This is a genomic window from Nocardioides massiliensis (genome assembly GCF_030811215.1).
Lineage (GTDB): Bacteria > Actinomycetota > Actinomycetes > Propionibacteriales > Nocardioidaceae > Nocardioides_A > Nocardioides_A massiliensis.
In genome coordinates, this window is the sequence record NZ_JAUSQM010000001.1 from 3269634 (window position 1) to 3286735 (window position 17102).

Here is a 17102-nt window from a genome sequence, read left to right on the forward strand (position 1 = left end):
TGCGTCTCCCGCTACGTTGGACTGACACACCAGGAAGGAAAGAGGCCCTCACGTGACTACAGCTGTTGCCCCCCGCGCGCTGGACGCGACGGACCGCTGCGACCGATGCGGCGCTCAGGCGTACCTCCGCGTCGAGCTGGCCGGCGGCGGAGAGCTCCTCTTCTGCGCCCACCACGGCCGTGCCCATGAAGACAAGATTCGTGAGGTGGCCATCCACGTGCACGACGAGACCGATCGGCTCCACGAGCGCCCCGCGGCGGAGTGAGTCGACCGACGCAGAGCTTGCGCAAGGCCCCGGACCTGGTGTCCGGGGCCTTGTCGCATTCTCGGGTGCTCCCCCGGCCGATTCCGGGCTGAGCCCTAGGCTGCGGCCATGACGCTCACCGACGTCCTCGTCGCCCTGGCCATCGCCGTCGGGCTCGTCGGCATCGTCGTACCGGTCCTGCCCGGCACCCTGCTGATCGCTGCCGCCGTCGTGGTCTGGGCGTTCGTCGTCGGCGGATCCACCGCGTGGACGGTCACCGGCATCGCTCTGGGTCTCCTCGCCGTCGGCACCATCACGATGTACGCCGTCCCCGGCCGCCGGCTGCGCGTCCACGGCGTCCCCGGTCGCACACTGGTCGTCGGCGGCATCGCCGGCGTCGTCGGCTTCTTCGTCATCCCCGTCATTGGCCTGCTCGTCGGCTTCGTCCTCGGGGTGTACGCCGCCGAGTCCGCCCGTCTCGGCCCAGGTCAGGCCTGGCCCTCCACCAAGCAGGCCCTGCTCGCCGCCGGGCTGTCGATGCTCATCGAGCTCATCGCCGCGATGCTCGCCACCGTCACCTGGGTCGTCGGCGTCGTCCTCACGTGAGCGGCGTACGCCCGCGGTCAGGACGACCGGTTCCTCAACGAGAACTGGTCACTTCCCGCAGGGAATCGGCCGATTCCCTGCGGCAAGTGACCAGTTGCTCAGGCCGGGGTTTTGCTCAGTCCAGGTAGTCGCGCAGGACCTGCGAGCGCGACGGGTGGCGCAGCTTCGACATCGTCTTGGACTCGATCTGGCGGATGCGCTCGCGGGTGACGCCGTAGACCTTGCCGATCTCGTCCAGCGTCTTGGGCTGGCCGTCGGTGAGGCCGAAGCGCATGGAGACCACGCCGGCCTCGCGCTCCGAAAGGGTGTCGAGGACGGCGTGCAGCTGCTCCTGCAGGAGCGTGAAGCTGACCGCGTCGGCGGGGACGATCGCCTCGGAGTCCTCGATGAGGTCACCGAACTCGGAGTCACCGTCCTCGCCGAGGGGGGTGTGCAGGGAGATCGGCTCGCGGCCGTACTTCTGGACCTCGACGACCTTCTCCGGGGTCATGTCGAGCTCCTTGGCGAGCTCCTCCGGGGTGGGCTCGCGGCCCAGGTCCTGCAGCATCTGGCGCTGGACGCGGGCGAGCTTGTTGATGACCTCGACCATGTGCACCGGGATGCGGATGGTGCGGGCCTGGTCGGCCATCGCGCGAGTGATCGCCTGCCGGATCCACCAGGTGGCGTACGTCGAGAACTTGTAGCCCTTGGTGTAGTCGAACTTCTCGACCGCGCGGATCAGACCGAGGTTGCCCTCCTGGATCAGGTCGAGGAAGAGCATGCCGCGGCCGGTGTAGCGCTTGGCCAGCGAGACGACGAGGCGCAGGTTGGCCTCGAGCAGGTGGTTCTTGGCCCGGCGACCGTCGTCGATGATCCACTCGAGCTCCTCGAGGATCTTCGGCGAGATCTTGCCGCCCTTGGCGAGCTTCTCCTCGGCGAAGAGGCCGGCCTCGATCCGCTTGGCGAGCTCGACCTCCATCTCCGCGTTGAGCAGCGGGACCTTGCCGATCTGCTTGAGGTAGTCCTTGACCGGGTCGGCGGTCGCACCGGCGACCATGACCTGCTGCTCGGGCTCGTCGGTCTCGTCGGCGGCCGAGACGACGAAGGACGCCTGCTTCTCGTCCTCCTTGATCGTCGGGTCGGCGGCGACGTCCTTCTCGAACTGCTCATCGGGCAGGTCGGGCAGGACCTTCTTGCCGTCGGGGCCGATCACGGGTGCCGCGGCGGGGACCTCCACCTCGACCTCGTCGAGGGTGCCCTTCGCGGCCTTCTTCGCCGCGGTCTTCTTGGCAGGCGCCTTCTTGGCGGCGGACGTGGCCTCGGCCGGCTCCGCCGTCTTCGCGGCAGCCTTCTTCGCCGGCGCCTTCTTGGCAGCAGTCTTCTTGGCGGCGCTGGCCTTGACCGTCGAGCGGCCGGCAGCGGCGGCGACGGCCCGGCGCGCGGACTCCTCGCCGACCTCGACCGAGATGCCCTCCTGCGCGAGGTGGGTCAACAGACCGCGCAGCTGAGGGGCAGGGATCGACGCGGACTCACTCGCCCGGCGTACCTCCTCTGCCGTCACCGATCCGGCCTGTCGGCCACGCACGACGAGATCCACGATGTCGGGATGGCTCAAAGCCTCAGCGGTGAGCTTCCGGGACGCGCTGGAGGACAACAGCACAACCTCTCGGTAACGAATGGTGGGCGCGGCAAAGCCCGTTCACGTCAAGAGCCGCGTCGATCATTGTGGCACGGGTCCCAAGGGGGACGACCACAGGGCCGTACGACGGAGGCTGCGCCGCCGGCGGGTCACTCGGCGGCAGGCGTGGAGGTGGCCTTCGCGCCGGCCTTCGCGGCGGCCTTCTGCTGCTGCTTGAACTCGCGCACCTTCCCGAGCGAGTCGGCGTCGACGACGTCGGCGACGGAGCGGTAGCCGTCCTGGCCGTAGTCGCCGACCACGGTCTCCCACCCCTCAGGGCGTACGCCGAGCTGCTTGGCGAGCAGCGCCACGAAGATCTGGGCCTTCTGCTTGCCGAAGCCGGGCAGCGCCATGACCCGCTTGAGCAGGTCCTTGCCGGAGGTGGCCTCGGTCCACAGCCGGGCGGTGTCACCGTCGTAGTTCTCCACGACGACGCGCGCGAGCTCCTGCATCCGCCCGGCCATCGACCCCGGGAAGCGGTGGATGGCCGGCGTGGTCGAGCACAGCGCCGCGAACTCCTCGGGGTCGGCCTCGGCGATGGCGGCGGGGTCGAGGCTGCCGAAGCGTTCGAGCACCTTCGCCGGTCCGCGGAACGCGTGCTCCATGGGGTACTGCTGGTCGAGCATCATCCCGGCGAGCAGAGCGAACGGGTCGTCGGCGAGCACCTTGTCCGCCGCGGGGTCCTGAGCGATACAGATGGCCATGCGTCCCATCATGCCCGACGGGGACGGGTCCCCCAGCCGGGTCAGACCTGGTGCTCGGGCTTCACCGCGAGCACCGGGCAGGGCGCGTCCAACAGCACGCGCTGGGAGTTGCTGCCGAGCACCAGCTTGCCGACCGGCGAGCGGCGCCGCAGACCGATGACGATGAGCTCGGCGTGCTTCTCGGCGGCCACGGTGATGAGGTCCTCCGCGGGGTCGAACGCCGACGCCAGCCGCCGGACCTCGAAGTCGACGCCGGTGTCGGCGAGGAGCGTCTCGACCTCGGCCTTCTCCTCGTCCGCAGCGGACGCGTCATCGGCCGAGCGGCGCGAGAGCACCACGACGACCGTCGCGTCGCGCAGGCGCGCCTCCACGACCCCCTGGTCGAGCGCGGCACGTCCCTCCGGCTTCGGCACGTAGCCGACGACGATGCTCCCCATCCGCGTGCTCCATCCGATCGTCCGTCCGAGCGCCGGCTCTGGTCGTTGTGGGCCGGTCCGCTCCGACGCTACCCGTCCCCAGGCCGCCGTACACCGCACCCACGGACCGGGCGACGCGACTACCGTGCGGCAGGTGCCGACGCCACGCCGGCCGGGGCGCGACCCGGAGCGACTGGCGGCCGACCTGCGCCTGGAGGTCGCCGCCCTCGGCCGCCTGCACCTGCACGGATCCCGGATCACCCGCTCGTTGCAGGTCGGCCGCCCCGCCGGTCCGCGGGTCTCGTTGGCGCTTCCCACCCGCCCCAGTCACAGCCGGGTCCCCCACCACGACCCGTACGCCGACGACCCCGCGCTGCGCCGGGACGCTGCCGCGCGACTGCTGGAGGCAGCGGTCGCTGCCGGCGTCGCCCGCCACGCCTGGCTCGCCCGGGACGGCGAGGTCGACCTGCACGACTCCGACCTCGCCTGGGACGCCGCCCTGCGTGCGGCGGCGGCCGAGGCCGGGCTGGAGGTGGCGACCTTCCACGTCGTCACCCGCCACGGTTGGCGGGAGCCGGCGACCGGGGACGAGCAGCAGTGGACCCGACTGCGCGTGCGAGGACGCCACACCGGCGCCCACGTCGAGCGGCTGGCCGACGCGCTGCGGGACGCGGCTCAGTCCCAGGTGTGCACGGGATCGTTGGTCTGCATCCGCTCCGCGTAGTCGAGCAACACACCGCGCAGCGCGTCGGCCCGGGTCGCGCCCTGGTCCTGGGACCGGCGCACGCGGTCGACGTACCAGGACGCACCGGTGACGCCGGTCAGGCAGCGCTGCTCGATGATCCCGAGGTAACGGTCGCTCTCCTGCGGATCGACGCCCCAGGCGGTCAGCCCCTCGCGCGCGAGCGGAAGCAGCCGCCGCAGCACGAGCTCGGTGGCCTCGACCTGACCGACACCGGGCCAGTAGACCTGCGCGTCGATGCCGAGCTTCGCGGCAGCGTGGAAGTTCTCCTCCGCCGCGCTGAAGGACATCCGCGACCACAGCGGCCGTTCGTCCTCGGCGAGCGCGCGGGTGAGCCCGAAGTAGAACGCGGCGTTGGCCATCGTGTCGACCACCGTGGGACCTGCGGCCAGGACGCGGTTCTCCACCCGCAGGTGGGGACGGTCGTCGACCACGTCGTAGACCGGCCGGTTCCACCTGTAGATGGTCCCGTTGTGCAACCGGAGCTCGGACAGGGACGGCGTACGCCCTGCCTCGAGCTCGGCCAACGGGTCGTCGTCCTCGGTCACCGGCAACAGCGCCGGGAAGTAGCGGACGTTCTCCTCGAACAGGTCGAAGATCGAGGTCGCCCAGCGCTCGCCGAACCACACGCGCGGGCGCACCCCCTGCACCTTGAGCTCCTCGCTGCGGGTGTCGGTCGCCTGCTCGAACAGCGGGATCCGGGTCTCGCGCCACAGCTCCCGTCCCAGCAGGAATGCCGAGTTCGCCCCCACGGCCAGCTGGATGCCGGCGATCGCCTGCGAGGCGTTCCAGTAGGGCGCGAAGTCCTCGGGGCTGACCTGGATGTGCAACTGGGTGCTGGTGCAGGCGGCCTCGGGGACGATGGAGTCGGCCGAGGTCACCAGCCGCTCGACACCGCTGATGTCGATAACGATGTCCTCGCCACGAGCAGCGAGGATCTGGTCGCTGAGCAGGTGGTAGCGCGGGTTGTTGCTGAGCGCGTCGGGGCCCATGTGTCCCTCGGCGAGCGTCGGCAGGATGCCGACCATCACCAGGCGCGTGTCGAGCTCGGCGGCCTTCGCCTCGGCCCGGTTGAGGCTCTCGCGCAGGCCCTCCTCGAAGCGCGTCAGGCCGCGGTCGGCCAGCCGGCGGGGCGGGACGTTGATCTCGAGGTTGAACTGTCCGAGCTCGGTCTGGAAGTCCGGATCGGCGATCGCCGACAGCACCTCGTCGTTGCGCAGCGCCGGGTCACCGGCGTTGTCGATGAGGTTCAGCTCGACCTCGAGACCGGTCATGGGGTCGGCCGCCTCGAAGCGCGACTCGCGCAGCATGCGCGCGAACACGTCCAGGTTGCGGCGTACCTTCTCCCGGTGCCGGGTGCGGTCGGCCCGGGTGAACTCCTGCTGTGAGACCTCTTCTCCCATGCGCGGGAGTGTGTCCACGCCGAGCCGCGCACAATCCGAGGTGTGGACAACACCTTCGAGGGAGTCAGTCCAGTCCGGGCACCCCGAGCTCGGAGCGGGCCCACGGCGTCCACGAGGTCGGCGGCACGGCCCGCTCCAACAGCTCGCCGACGAGCGCGGCCATGCTGTAGCCGGACTCCGCCGCCTGGCTCGCCTCCACCCCGCACCACGCCAGGGCACCGTCGCCGCTGAGCCACGCCGCGAAGCCGAGGAGCGCAGCCGGGGCGGCACGCAGATCGCGCGGCGCGACCTGGACCAGGTGCCGGCACAGCCGCACGGCGCGGTCGGCGTGCCCCGGCGAGATCTCCGCCCACAAGGCATCGCGGGCTGTCAGGCTGACCCGCATCGCCACGAGCATGCGCGCTGCCTGCGCGGTCGTGGGCAGGGCGTCGGCGGCCAGCAGCGTGCGCGTCAGCCGGTTGACCCAGCGCGCCTCCTCCTGGAGCCGTTCGAGGAGGGTCGCCCTGGTCGGCGCAGCCCGGCCCTCCTCCGGAGACCCGAGCACGTCGAGGCAGGTGTCCGCGTGGCGTTGGACGTCGGCCACGAGCCGGGGCACCGGGCGCAGCGACTCGACCAGCGAGCCGCGATCGGCGTGCACGACACGGCCGGCGACGACGGCCTCCGCCATCAGCGGGTGGCCCGACACGTCGTACGGCGTGGCGGGCCCGGGGTCGCCGTCGGCATGCAGGAGGACGTAGGTCCCGCCATCGGCGTGCACGGCGAGGGCCACCGGGATGCCGACATGGTCGAGGGCGGCCGCGGTCGCCTCGACCGCTGCGACGACCGAGGTCCGGTCCTCGCTGTAGCCGAGGAGGCAGGCGGCCTCGCAGTCGGCCCGCCCCGCCGCGTGGGCGAGGACGCCGGCGACCTCGCGCGCGGCGTCGGGACCCGTCGGCAGGTCCACGCGGGCGTGCATCCCGGGTGCCGCGCCGACGCCGACGAGGACCAGCGAGTCGTGCGGATGGAAGCCGAACAGCGTCGGCACCAGGGCCAGCAGGTCGTCGGGGTTGCGCAGGGTCCGCACCTCGCGCGGTGCTGCGGGCGGGCCGGGGTGGGAGGTGGGCGGGTCAGGGAGTGGTCGGATGCTCATGGCGACCACGCTCACCCCCGAGGGCGTACGGCGCTGGGGGTCGCCCGCCGGCTGTGGACGGATCCGCCGGGTCTCCCGTTGGGGACGCAGTCCGGCCCGGGTGGCCCGCCCCGCGCCACGATGCAGTGTCACCATGTGCCGGTGCGCGCCGAGCCGACCATCCTCCACCTGGACCTGGATGCGTTCTTCGCTGCGGTCGAGCAGCGCGACAAGCCCTCTCTGCGCGGGAAGCCGGTCGTCGTTGGGGGCGTCGGCGGACGTGGCGTCGTGGCCACGGCCTCCTACGAGGCCCGCGTCTTCGGGGTCCGCTCGGCGATGTCGACGCGGGAGGCACGCGCCCGCTGCCCCCATGCGGCGTACCTCTCCGGGCGCTTCGATGCCTACCGTGCCGCGAGCGCCCAGGTGATGGGTGCCCTGCGCGCACTCTCCCCCTTGGTCGAGCCGCTCTCGCTGGACGAGGCCTTCGTCGACCTCGCGGCCGGCGACGCGCTGCCCATGGGTGCCGGCGTCGATGAGGTCACCGCCCTCGCCGTCCGGCTCAAAGAGGAGGTGCACGCCGTCACCGACGGGCTCACCGCCTCGGTCGGTGCCGCCTCCTCGAAGCTCGTCGCCAAGATCGCCAGCGACCTGCGCAAGCCCGACGGCCTGCTGGTCGTGCCGCCGGGCACCGAGCGCGACCTCCTGCGTCCGATGAGCATCACGGTCATCCCCGGCGTCGGTCCCGCCACCGCCGAGCGCCTGCGCCGCCTGGGCGTCCACACCGTCGCCGACGCCGAGCGCCTCGACCTCGAGGAGCTGGTGCGCGTGCTCGGCAGGGCGCACGGCGAGGGCCTGCACCACCTCGTCCGCGCCGACGACGACCGGCCGGTGGTCGCCGAGCGCGAGGCGAAGTCGATCAGCGTCGAGGACACCTACGACACCGACCTCGCCGAGCAGCGGGTGATCGACGCCCTGGTCGAGCGGCAGGCGACCAAGGTCGTGGGCCGGCTCCGCGAGGCCGGCCTGTCCGGGCGCACCGTGACCGTCAAGGTCCGCCTCCACGACTTCAGCACGCTGAGCCGCTCCAGCACCCTGCCCGCACCGACCGACGACGTGCGGACCGTCGTCGCCCTCGCCAAGACGCTCGTCCGCGAGGTCGACACCGCTGGCGGCGTACGCCTGCTCGGCGTCGGCATGTCGGGCCTGGCCGACTGGATCCAGGAGGACCTCTTCGCCGACGAGACACCCGAGCAGCCGACGGAGACCGAGGCACCGCTGCCGGCGCCCGACATCGACGCGCTCACCGCCGGGCGGCCGTGGCCGCCCGGTGCCGACGTCCATCACCCCGACCACGGCGACGGGTGGGTGTGGGGGGCGGGTCTGGGCCGGGTCACCGTCCGCTTCGAGACCCGCCACACCCCGCCGGGGCCGGTGCGCACCTTCGCCGCCGACGACCCGGCGCTGGTCCGGGGCCACCAGGACCATCAGGGCCACCACGGGGCCGACTAGCCTGCGCAGCATGTCCTCCGCGATGCCGCCTGCGCACCCGACCCCCGACGCCGCCGCCCCGACCGCTCCGCCGGTGGCCGCGACGCGACCGCACGAGCGGGTCTTCCACGGCGACGTCGTCAACGACGAGTACGAGTGGCTGCGCGACAAGGAGGACCCTGAGACGCTGGCCTACCTCGACGCCGAGAACGCCTGGACCCAGGTCCGCACGGCCCACCTCGCCGAGCTGCGCCAGCAGCTCTTCGACGAGATCAAGGCCCACACCCAGGAGACCGACCTCAGCGTGCCCACGCGCGTGGGTGACTACTGGTACTACGGCCGCTCGATCGAGGGGAAGGAGTACGGCATCAGCTGCCGCTGCCCCGTCGACTCCCCCGACGACTGGACGCCGCCGCAGCTGGACGCGACCACCGAGGTCGGGGCTGAGATCCCCGGCGAGGAGATCCTGCTCGACTCCAACGAGCTCGCGGAGGGCCACGAGTTCTTCTCGCTCGGTGGAGCGAGCGTGAGCCCCGACGGCACCCTGCTGGCGTACGCCGTCGACGTGGTCGGCGACGAGCGCTACACCGTGCGGGTCAAGGACCTGCGCACCGGCGAGGTGCTTGGCGACGAGATCACCGGTGTCCTCGGCGGCGGCACCTGGGACGCCGAGGGCACGACTCTCTTCTACGCCACCGTCGACGAGTCGTGGCGCCCCGACAAGATCTGGCGCCACCGGCTCGGCAGTCCCGTCGAGGACGACGTGGTCGTGCACCACGAGACCGACGAGCGGTTCTGGACCGGGGTCGGGCGCACCCGGTCCGACAAGTACCTCGTGATCTCGTCGGGTTCGAAGACCACCACGGAGTTCCGCGTGCTGGAGGCCGACGACCCCACCGGCGAGTTCCGGGTCGTCACCCCACGTCGGCAAGGCGTGGAGTACGGCCTCGAGCACGCCGTCATCGGCGGCGAGGACGTCTTCTGCATCCTGCACAACGACGGCGCGCTGGACTTCGAGCTCGCCGTCATGCCGGTCACCGGCACCGACCATGAGGCGTGGACCCCGCTGATCCCGCACACCCCCGGCGTACGCCTGGAGGACGTGGACGCGTTCGCGGGGCATCTGATGGTCTCCCAGCGCAGCGACGGGCTGACCCGCGTGCGCGTGCTGCCGCTCGGGCCCGACGGCATCACCGACGACTACCTGATGGAGTTCGACGAGGCCGTCTTCACGGTCGGTGTCGGTGCGAACCCCGAGTTCTCCCAGCCGAGCGTCCGGATCGGCTACACCTCGCTGGTGACCCCGCCGACCGTGGCCGACTACCACGTCGCCGACCGCACGACCGAGGTGCGCAAGCAGACGCCCGTGCTCGGCGACTTCGACCCGGCGGCGTACGAGCAGCACCGCGAGTGGGCCACGGCGGCCGACGGCACCCGGGTGCCGATCTCGATCGTCTGCAAGCGGGACGTCCCCCGCGACGGCACGGCGCCGTTGTTGCTCTATGGCTACGGCTCCTACGAGGCGTCGATGGACCCGTGGTTCTCGATCGCCCGACTGTCGCTGCTCGACCGCGGCGCGGTCTTCGCCATCGCCCACGTGCGCGGCGGCGGTGAGATGGGGCGGCAGTGGTACGAGGACGGCAAGCTGCTGAAGAAGAAGAACACGTTCACCGACTTCGTCGCGTGCGCCGAGCACCTCGTCGCGTCCGGGTGGACCGCACCCGACCGGCTCGTCGCCGAGGGCGGCAGCGCCGGCGGCCTGCTGATGGGCGCGGTCGCCAACCTCGCACCCGACCTGTTCGCCGGGATCATCGCGGCCGTGCCCTTCGTCGATGCGCTCACCACGATCCTCGACCCGTCGCTGCCCCTCACCGTGATCGAGTGGGAGGAGTGGGGCAACCCGGTCGCGGACCCGGAGACGTACGCCTACATGAAGAGCTACACGCCGTACGAGAACATCGCCGCCCGGCGCTACCCGCCGATCCTCGCCGAGACCTCGCTGCACGACACCCGGGTCTTCTACGTCGAGGCCGCCAAGTGGGTCGCACGGCTGCGCGCCGTGACGCCCGAGCACCACGACATCCTGCTGAAGACCGAGATGTCGGCCGGGCACGGCGGAGTGAGCGGGCGCTACCAGGCGTGGCACGACCGGGCGTTCTCCTACGCCTGGGCCCTGGACCGGATGGGCCTCGCCGAGGTCGCACCTTCCTGATATTCGGCTGAGATTCGGCGCCTTCTGCAACTTCTCGCCCATCCGGGTCGTCGGTACTGACGAACGACCAGTGACGAGGATCCCGTTGCCACGGGAATCCTCCGAGCTTGCGTCGGGTTGTGATGAGTACGGGAGTCAACCGTCGGGTACGACCCCCGGCAACGAAGGGAGCGCACGTGTCCAGTAGTCGCACACAGGCCCGGGACCAGGGCATCGAGGGGCGAGACAGCGTCGGTCTGTACCTCGATGAGATCGCGCGCACGCCCCTGCTCGACGCCATCACCGAGGTGGAGCTGGCCAAGACCATCGAGGCCGGTCTCTTCGCCGAGCACCTGCTCGCCGAGGGTCGCGTCGGACGCCGCAAGGGCGGCGCGCCGAAGCAGGCCACGCAGGAGGAGCTCGAGTGGCTCGCCGAGGAGGGCCGCCGTGCCGTCCAGCAGTTCATCAGTGCCAACCTGCGCCTGGTCGTGTCGATCGCGCGCAAGTACGGCCGCAGCCAGATGCCGATGCTCGACCTCGTGCAGGAGGGCAACACCGGCCTCATCCGCGCGGTCGAGAAGTTCGACTACGCCAAGGGCTTCAAGTTCTCGACGTACGCCACCTGGTGGGTGCGTCAGGCCATCACCCGCGGCATCGCCCAGCAGGCCCGTGTCGTCCGGCTCCCCGTCCATGTCGTCGAGGAGCTCAACCAGGTGGGCAGCGCCCGTCGGACGCTGGAGCGCCAGCTCGGCCGCGCCCCGGAGCCCGAGGAGATCGCCGAGGAGCTCGGCATGGACATCGACCGCGTGCTCGACCTGATCTCGTGGGGTCGCGAGCACGTCAGCCTCGACACCCCCGTCGACGAGGACGGCGACACCTCGCTCGGTGACCTGATCGCCCAGGAGACCTCCCCCGGTCCGGACCTCACCGTCCTCGACACCGAGTCCCGCGACCGGCTGTCCACCTTGGTCGACCGGCTCGACGAGCGGGCGGCCGACATCATCCGGGCCCGCTACGGCCTGGTGGACGGACGCCAGCACAAGCTCGCCGACATCGGCGTCAAGCACGGCATCTCGGCCGAGCGCGTGCGTCAGCTCGAGCGGGAGGCGCTGCAGAAGCTGCGCGAGCTCGCCGACCCGGACCTCGCTGCCTGACCCATCTCAGCGACCAGCGGTCGCCCGCAGCTCCTCGAAGACCTCCGTCACCCGCTGGCGGAGGTCTTCGCGTGTCCCGGTGTTGTCGATGAGGTGCGTGGCGACTGCCCGCCGCTGCTCCCGTGTCGCCTGGGCGGCGATCCGACCCTCCGCATCCTCACGGGTCCAGCCGCGATCGCGCAGCATCCGCTCGACCTGGACCTCGGTCGGCACGTCGACCACGATGACTGCGTCGAAGTCGTCCGCTCGGCCGGCCTCGACCAGCAGCGGGATGTCGTGCACGACGATGGCGTCCGCAGGTGCCGCCGCCTCGACCTCGGCGTAGCGCTCGAAGACCAGCGGGTGGACGATCCCCTCGAGCTCTCGGCGCTTCGCCTCGTCACCGAAGACCAGTGATCCCATCTTCGGCCGGTCCAGGTCACCCTCCGGGGTGAGGACGCCGGGCCCGAAGACCTCGACGACCCGGGCCAGGCCCGGAGTCCCGCGAGCGACGACCTCCCGGGCCAGGACGTCGGCGTCGATCACGACCGCCCCGAGCTCGGCGAGCAGGGCCGCGACCGTGCTCTTGCCCGATGCCACTCCACCCGTCAGTCCCACGCGCATGCGCAGAACCTAGCGGCCGGACAGCGAGCGCCGCGGGCCTACCCCGCGATCTCGCGGCGGAAGGCCCGTCGGTACTGCTGCGGGCTGACCCCCCGGGAACGCTGGAACTGGTGACGCAGAGTCGCGACGTTGGCCATCCCGACCTCGCGCGCTACCTGCTCGACGGACAGCGTGCTGCTCTCCAGCAGCTCCTCGGCCGCGCGCAACCGCTGTGCGGTCACCCACGCGTGCGGCGTCGTACCCGTCTCGTCACGGAACCGCCGGGCGAACGTGCGGGCCGACAGGTGGGCGCGCCGGGCGAGCGCCTCGACGCCGAGGTCCTCGGTGAGGTTGTCGGCGACCCACGCCAGCAGGGGCGCCAACGTGTCGGCTCCGTGGTCGGCCACGGGGCGGGCGATGAACTGCGCCTGTCCCCCGTCGCGCTGCGGCGGCACCACCATCCGGCGCGCGATGGTGGAGGCCACCGCGGCCCCGTGGGTCTGGCGCCACAGGTGGAGGCAGGCGTCGAGACCGGCGGCCGTGCCGGCGCTCGTGACGACCTGGCCCGCGTCGACGTACAACACCTCCGGGACGACGCGGGCGCGCGGGAAGCGCTGCGCCAGCTCGTCGGTGTGCATCCAGTGGGTCGTGCACTCGCGGTCGTCGAGCAGGCCGGCCTCACCGAGCACGAACGCCCCCGAGCAGACCGAGAGCAAGCGGGCACCGCGGTCGTGCGCCTCCACGAGCGCCTCGAGGACACGCGGGTCGGTCGGCTTGCCGACGGCGACGGCAGGGATGCCGACGAGGTCGGCCGAGCGCACCCGGTCCAGCCCGTGCTCGACCCCGAGCGTGAACCCGCCCTGGGTCGGCACCTGTCCGGGCTCGACTGCGCACACGGCGAAGTCGATGGCCGGCACCCCGGACCCGGACCGGTCGACACCGAACGCCTCGTAGAGCACGCCCAGCTCGAACGGGGCGACCCCGTCGAGGGCGATGACAGCGACGTTGTTCAGCACCGGACCACTGTGCCACCTGTCTGGCAGGAAATCGCTGGGGGTAGGCATTCATGCCACTGGTGGCGGGAAGTCGCGGGTAGCAGAATTCCTGCCATACCGCGAAGGAGCCCTGATGACCGTCCTGCTGCTCGCCCTCGTCGCGCTCGTCGTGACGAGTGCACTCGTCGCCCTCGACGCCTCTCTCGACGACCCGGCCGGGCTGGGGCGGCGCGAACCCCCGCGTAGCCACCCGCCCGAGCTGTTCGACCCCCGCGCGCGCACCCGCTGACCGAGGACGACGACTACGGCGCCACCGGGCCAGCGAGGGGCGGACGTCGCCCGCGCATCACCGGCCCCCAGGCCCCGGCCAGGTCCCCGTTGCGCGCGCGGACCCGCACGCGCAGCCGCTCGTGAGGCCGGAGTGCTCGCGTCGAGACCCAGCGTCGACCGTGCAGGTCGCGCACCTCCCGGGCCGCTCCCCCGCGCAGGCCGAGCCGCACGTCGTACGCCGACGCCCCGGCAACTCCCTGCCAGCGCGCGACCCAGGTGCCGTCGCGGCGCACCCGGAGTCTCGCCACCGCCGGGCCCGGCCGCTCGCCCGGCGCGGTCACACTGAGCGGCTCGGAGGCCGGTCCACCGACGCCCGTCGCCACGGCCTGCACAGTGACGTCGTAGTCACGTCCGGCGGCCAGACCGGCCAGCTCGGTGGTGCGGCGCGCCTGCGCGGGTGCGGCCTCCTCCGGCTCTCCCACGCGCACCACCCGTCGGGCCCCGGGATCGTGCCTGACACCCGGCGCGCGAGCCTCCACGACGTACGCCGTCGCCGTGGGTACGGCGGACCAGGTGACGGTGATCGCGTTGCCGGCAGGGTCTGCCCGGACGTCGTCGACCGTGCCGGGCGGAGGGGGACGGGGCACCAGGCGCAGGGGGACGGAGAACTTCGGCGACAGCGCCGTGCCCTTCGCCGACTGCACCCGGAAGACGTACGACCGACCGATCCGCAGGCCGGTGAAGGTCCACCTGGTGTCGCTCGTGGTGCCCACCTCGGTCCACGGCTCTCCCGACGGACGCACCCAGACGGTATGGGACGTCGCACCGGGTGCAGCCTCCCACTCGAGCAGTGCCTCGGTGGGGTCTGTCGGCTCGACCTCGACGGAGAGGACGGGCGGCGCAGGCCCCAACGGCACCTCCGGGAGCGGCCGGAGCGCCGGTCCGCCCACGCCGAGCGCGTGCAGCGCGTCGGCCACCGCCGCGGCGAGATGCAGCTCGCCCCCCGCGTTGAGGTGTACGCCGTCCCAGGTGTGGTCGGCCGCCACGAAGCCGGCGGCGTCGGCGAGCGCGACCCGTTCGTCGCCCGCGGTGAGGCCGTCGGCGTCGCGGCGCAGCATCGCGTTCCAGTCCGTGGCACCCGGGATCGTCTCGAGCGGCACGGTGCTCACGACGACGTCGACGCCGGGTGCGGCTGCCCGCGCGTCGGCCAGGAGCTCGGTCCACTCCTCCCACAGCTGCGCGGGCGTGATTCTCCCCCAGGTCAGGTCGTTGGTGCCGAGCACCACGACGACCACGTCGGGACGAGTCTCGGCCACGACCGGGCCGATCGGGTAGTCCTTGAGCTGCTGCCCCCACGCGGCAGCATGGTCCCGATCGAAGTGAGGGTCGGCGTAGTCCTGGCTCCCCGGGACGTGCCCCGCCGAGTCCCAGAGGTCGTCGCGGGTGCCCACGAGATCGATCTCCTCGACCGAGGTCCGCTGCAGGTGCTGCCACAGGCGATAGCGCCAGGTCCAGTCGCCACTCGAGCCGTGGGTCAACGAGTCCCCGACCAGCAGCACCCGCAGACCGCCGCCCGGCCCTTCGTCGGGCTGCGCACTCGGCGAGACGCCTGCGAGGGCCAGCAGCGGTACGAGGAGCAGCACGCCGCGCCGCAGCGCGCGCGACATCCGCGGCGAGATCCCCCACCGGCGCCCATCGATCGATCCCATCACGCCTCCCCCGGAAGCCTAGGTGCCCGGCCACCGCGCCGCTGCTGCTTCTGACAGAACGCACGAAGGCCCACCCCATCGCGGGGTGGGCCTTCGTGGACGGGATCAGGCGTCAGCCGCCTGCGCGGTGACTCAGTTGCCGCCGGTGAGCTTCTCGCGCAGCGCCTGCAGCGCCTCGTCGGAAGCCAGCGAACCGCCGGTCTCCTCGCCCTGCTCCGGGGCCTCGCCGCCACTGGAGTACGACGTCGCCTCGCCGGCCTCGGCCTCGGCCTTGCGGGCCTCGGCCTGCTGCTTGACGTGCGCCTCCCAGCGGGCGTGCGCCTTGGCGTACTCCTCTTCCCAGGTGGCGCGCTGCTCCTCGAAGCCCTCGCGCCACTCGCCGGTCTCCGGGTCGAAGCCCTCGGGGTAGACGTAGTTGCCCTGCTCGTCGTAGGTCGCCGTCATGCCGTAGAGCGTCGGGTCGAAGTCGTCGACGTCGGTCGCCACGGCGGTGTCGTTGGCCTGCTTGAGCGAGAGCGAGATCCGGCGCCGCTCGAGGTCGATGTCGATGATCTTGACCATGACGTCGTCGTTGACCTGCACGACCTGCTCGGGGATCTCCACGTGGCGCTCGGCCAGCTCGGAGATGTGCACCAGGCCCTCGATGCCCTCCTCGACGCGGACGAACGAACCGAACGGCACCAGCTTGGTGACCTTGCCCGGCACGATCTGACCGATCTGATGGGTGCGGGCGAAGTGCTGCCAGGGGTCCTCCTGCGTCGCCTTGAGCGACAGCGAGACCCGCTCGCGGTCCATGTCGACGTCGAGCACCTCGACAGTGACCTCGTCACCGACGTTGACGACCTCGCTCGGGTGGTCGATGTGCTTCCAGGACAGCTCGGAGACGTGGACCAGACCGTCGACGCCACCGAGGTCGACGAACGCACCGAAGTTCACGATGGAGGACACGACGCCCTTGCGGATCTGACCCTTCTGCAGCTGGGTCAGGAAGCCCTGGCGAACCTCGGACTGGGTCTGCTCGAGCCACGCACGGCGCGAGAGGACGACGTTGTTGCGGTTCTTGTCGAGCTCGATGATCTTCGCCTCGAGCTCCTGGCCCACGTAGGGCTGGAGGTCGCGGACGCGACGCATCTCCACCAGCGAGGCGGGCAGGAAGCCGCGCAGGCCGATGTCGAGGATGAGGCCGCCCTTGACGACCTCGATGACGGTGCCGGTGACGACGCCGTCCTCCTCCTTGACCTTCTCGATCGTGCCCCAGGCGCGCTCGTACTGGGCGCGCTTCTTGGACAGGATCAGGCGGCCTTCCTTGTCCTCCTTCTGGAGGACCAGGGCCTCGACCTCGTCACCGACCTCGACGACCTCGTTGGGGTCGACATCGTGCTTGATCGAGAGCTCCCGCGACGGGATCACACCCTCGGTCTTGTAGCCGATGTCGAGCAGGACCTCGTCGCGGTCGACCTTGACGATCGTGCCGGCGACGATGTCGCCGTCGTTGAAGTACTTGATCGTCGCATCGATAGCGGCGAGGAAGTCCTCCTCGGAGCCGATGTCGTTGACCGCGACCTGCGGGGCGTCCGGGAGAGTAGGAGTGCTCGTCATCTTGTGAATGGGTCCTCGAAGGTGGATGGAAGTCGTGCGGCACGTCAGGAGCCGTTTTCACCGGTGGGGAACCGCGTCGACTCGGGCACGTGCGAGACGGCCGACGGGACGGGATCGGAACTGGCGAGCGAGTGTCTGCTAGGTCTGAGACGCAGGCAGACTCCTGGCGCAATCATGAAGGCTATCGGTCGCCGGGGACGGGGTCAAAAGCGGCACCGGCCGCGTTCGAGCAGG

At 71.5% G+C, this 17102-nt stretch carries 16 protein-coding genes; 7 read left to right on the forward strand and 9 right to left on the reverse strand.

Annotated features, from left to right (window positions below; all coding sequences use genetic code 11):
• Positions 1-52: 52 nt before the first annotated feature.
• Both J2S59_RS16210 and J2S59_RS16215 read left to right on the forward strand, forming a co-directional pair.
• Complete coding sequence (locus tag J2S59_RS16210; RefSeq protein WP_068123980.1) at positions 53-265, forward strand: DUF7455 domain-containing protein; 213 nt, start codon at positions 53-55, stop codon at positions 263-265.
• Positions 266-373: 108 nt separating this feature from the next.
• Positions 374-850, forward strand: coding sequence for a DUF456 domain-containing protein (locus J2S59_RS16215; RefSeq protein ID WP_068123978.1), 477 nt, complete (start codon positions 374-376; stop codon positions 848-850).
• Positions 851-965: 115 nt separating this feature from the next.
• On the opposite strand, the gene J2S59_RS16220 is transcribed toward J2S59_RS16215, so the two are convergent.
• From J2S59_RS16220 to J2S59_RS16230, 3 genes are all read right to left on the reverse strand, one after another.
• Positions 966-2414 (reverse strand): RNA polymerase sigma factor, encoded by a 1449-nt coding sequence (locus J2S59_RS16220; protein ID WP_370871545.1) that lies wholly within the window; start codon positions 2412-2414, stop codon positions 966-968.
• 203 nt (positions 2415-2617) lie between these two features.
• Positions 2618-3211 (reverse strand): HhH-GPD-type base excision DNA repair protein, encoded by a 594-nt coding sequence (locus J2S59_RS16225; protein WP_068123974.1) that lies wholly within the window; start codon positions 3209-3211, stop codon positions 2618-2620.
• 41 nt (positions 3212-3252) lie between these two features.
• On the reverse strand, positions 3253-3648 hold the full coding sequence (locus tag J2S59_RS16230) for a universal stress protein (RefSeq protein ID WP_068123972.1): 396 nt from the start codon (positions 3646-3648) through the stop codon (positions 3253-3255).
• A 133-nt stretch (positions 3649-3781) separates the two neighbouring features.
• Here J2S59_RS16230 and J2S59_RS16235 point away from each other — a divergent pair, with 133 nt between their 5' ends.
• Entirely contained in the window at positions 3782-4351 is a 570-nt protein-coding gene (locus J2S59_RS16235) for a hypothetical protein (RefSeq protein WP_181642495.1), read from the forward strand.
• Here the strand turns inward: J2S59_RS16235 and J2S59_RS16240 are convergent.
• Together J2S59_RS16240 and J2S59_RS16245 are read right to left on the reverse strand one after the other, a co-directional pair.
• Complete coding sequence (locus J2S59_RS16240) at positions 4303-5772, reverse strand: glutamate-cysteine ligase family protein (RefSeq protein ID WP_068123969.1); 1470 nt, start codon at positions 5770-5772, stop codon at positions 4303-4305. The two genes, J2S59_RS16235 and J2S59_RS16240, sit on opposite strands and share 49 nt — an antisense overlap.
• A gap of 64 nt (positions 5773-5836) precedes the next feature.
• Positions 5837-6901 (reverse strand): DUF4192 domain-containing protein, encoded by a 1065-nt coding sequence (locus J2S59_RS16245; RefSeq protein ID WP_181642494.1) that lies wholly within the window; start codon positions 6899-6901, stop codon positions 5837-5839.
• 141 nt (positions 6902-7042) lie between these two features.
• On the opposite strand from J2S59_RS16245, the gene J2S59_RS16250 reads away from it, so the two are divergent.
• From J2S59_RS16250 to J2S59_RS16260, 3 genes are all read left to right on the forward strand, one after another.
• Positions 7043-8389, forward strand: coding sequence for a DNA polymerase IV (locus tag J2S59_RS16250; RefSeq protein WP_068123982.1), 1347 nt, complete (start codon positions 7043-7045; stop codon positions 8387-8389).
• A gap of 10 nt (positions 8390-8399) precedes the next feature.
• The gene (locus tag J2S59_RS16255; protein ID WP_306825293.1) at positions 8400-10580 is read left to right on the forward strand and encodes a S9 family peptidase; all 2181 of its coding nucleotides are present in this window, start codon (positions 8400-8402) and stop codon (positions 10578-10580) included.
• A gap of 176 nt (positions 10581-10756) precedes the next feature.
• Positions 10757-11713, forward strand: coding sequence for a sigma-70 family RNA polymerase sigma factor (locus J2S59_RS16260; protein ID WP_246360296.1), 957 nt, complete (start codon positions 10757-10759; stop codon positions 11711-11713).
• Between the two features lie 6 nt (positions 11714-11719).
• Here J2S59_RS16260 and coaE read toward each other — a convergent pair whose 3' ends face one another.
• A complete protein-coding gene (gene coaE, locus J2S59_RS16265; RefSeq protein WP_068120472.1) occupies positions 11720-12316 on the reverse strand; it encodes a dephospho-CoA kinase in 597 nt (198 codons plus the stop codon).
• Between the two features lie 38 nt (positions 12317-12354).
• Positions 12355-13311 (reverse strand): GlxA family transcriptional regulator, encoded by a 957-nt coding sequence (locus J2S59_RS16270; RefSeq protein WP_068120474.1) that lies wholly within the window; start codon positions 13309-13311, stop codon positions 12355-12357.
• Positions 13312-13423: 112 nt separating this feature from the next.
• Between J2S59_RS16270 and J2S59_RS16275 the strand changes: the two genes are divergently transcribed.
• A complete protein-coding gene (locus tag J2S59_RS16275; protein ID WP_181641913.1) occupies positions 13424-13579 on the forward strand; it encodes a hypothetical protein in 156 nt (51 codons plus the stop codon).
• A 13-nt stretch (positions 13580-13592) separates the two neighbouring features.
• Here J2S59_RS16275 and J2S59_RS16280 read toward each other — a convergent pair whose 3' ends face one another.
• Positions 13593-15269, reverse strand: coding sequence for a fibronectin type III domain-containing protein (locus tag J2S59_RS16280; RefSeq protein WP_068120476.1), 1677 nt, complete (start codon positions 15267-15269; stop codon positions 13593-13595).
• Between the two features lie 132 nt (positions 15270-15401).
• Complete coding sequence (gene rpsA, locus J2S59_RS16285; protein WP_306825294.1) at positions 15402-16868, reverse strand: 30S ribosomal protein S1; 1467 nt, start codon at positions 16866-16868, stop codon at positions 15402-15404.
• Between the last annotated feature and the right edge of the window lie 234 nt (positions 16869-17102).

What these genes read in the sequence shown, in the direction of transcription:
- J2S59_RS16225 (WP_068123974.1), bottom strand. Translation starts at nt 3,211, where the DNA reads ATGGCCATCTGTATCGCTCAGGACCCCGCGGCGGACAAGGTGCTCGCC.
- J2S59_RS16230 (WP_068123972.1), bottom strand. Translation starts at nt 3,648, where the DNA reads ATGGGGAGCATCGTCGTCGGCTACGTGCCGAAGCCGGAGGGACGTGCC.
- rpsA (WP_306825294.1), bottom strand. Translation starts at nt 16,868, where the DNA reads ATGACGAGCACTCCTACTCTCCCGGACGCCCCGCAGGTCGCGGTCAAC.
- J2S59_RS16255 (WP_306825293.1), top strand. Translation starts at nt 8,400, where the DNA reads ATGTCCTCCGCGATGCCGCCTGCGCACCCGACCCCCGACGCCGCCGCC.
- J2S59_RS16240 (WP_068123969.1), bottom strand. Translation starts at nt 5,772, where the DNA reads ATGGGAGAAGAGGTCTCACAGCAGGAGTTCACCCGGGCCGACCGCACC.
- J2S59_RS16275 (WP_181641913.1), top strand. Translation starts at nt 13,424, where the DNA reads ATGACCGTCCTGCTGCTCGCCCTCGTCGCGCTCGTCGTGACGAGTGCA.
- J2S59_RS16280 (WP_068120476.1), bottom strand. Translation starts at nt 15,269, where the DNA reads ATGGGATCGATCGATGGGCGCCGGTGGGGGATCTCGCCGCGGATGTCG.
- J2S59_RS16245 (WP_181642494.1), bottom strand. Translation starts at nt 6,901, where the DNA reads ATGAGCATCCGACCACTCCCTGACCCGCCCACCTCCCACCCCGGCCCG.
- J2S59_RS16215 (WP_068123978.1), top strand. Translation starts at nt 374, where the DNA reads ATGACGCTCACCGACGTCCTCGTCGCCCTGGCCATCGCCGTCGGGCTC.
- coaE (WP_068120472.1), bottom strand. Translation starts at nt 12,316, where the DNA reads ATGCGCGTGGGACTGACGGGTGGAGTGGCATCGGGCAAGAGCACGGTC.